Genomic DNA, 588 nt, shown 5'->3' with positions numbered 1-588 from the left:
TCGGAAACCGCCTCGCCGGCGCCATCGCCGCCCTGTCCGCCGCCGCCTGGTTCGACCTCTTCCTCACCCGGCCGTACGAGCGGTTCGCCATCACCCGGTCCGCCGACGTGACGGCGGCCATCCTGCTGCTCGCCGTCGGCCTGGCCGTCTCCCAGCTGGCCGCCCGGGCCCGGCGCCTTCAGATAGTCGCCATCACCGATGCCGACTACCTGGCGCAGATCCACGACACCGCCCAGCTGGCCCAGTCCGCCGCAACGCCCGACGCCATCGTCGACCAGGTGCGCGGGCAGCTCACCGGACTGCTCCAGCTGCGCGGCTGCCGGTACGAGTACGGCACCCTGCTGGGCCACCCGCCACGCCTCGAACAGGACGGCACCGTGGTCGCGGGCCGCGCCCGCTGGGACGTCGACCGGTCCGGGCTGCCGGACCAGGAGGTCGAACTACGTACCTACTCAGGCGGACACTTCTACGGCCGCTTCATGATGCAGCCCACACCCGGCGCAGTCCCGCCCCTGCAGGCACGCCTGGTCGCGGCGACCCTCGCCGACCAGGTCGGCGCGGCCCTCGACACGTCGCGGACCGCCCGCG

At 73.6% G+C, this 588-nt stretch carries 1 protein-coding gene; it reads left to right on the top strand.

The window, feature by feature from the left end:
• Positions 1 to 588 (top strand): DUF4118 domain-containing protein (locus FCI23_RS56000; RefSeq protein WP_136731806.1); only part of this gene is annotated, 588 nt, incomplete at both ends.

Origin of the sequence: Actinacidiphila oryziradicis, assembly GCF_005047355.1 — a bacterium.
In the GTDB taxonomy this organism is placed as follows: domain Bacteria; phylum Actinomycetota; class Actinomycetes; order Streptomycetales; family Streptomycetaceae; genus Actinacidiphila; species Actinacidiphila oryziradicis.
This window is presented reverse-complemented; position numbering and strand designations above follow the sequence as displayed.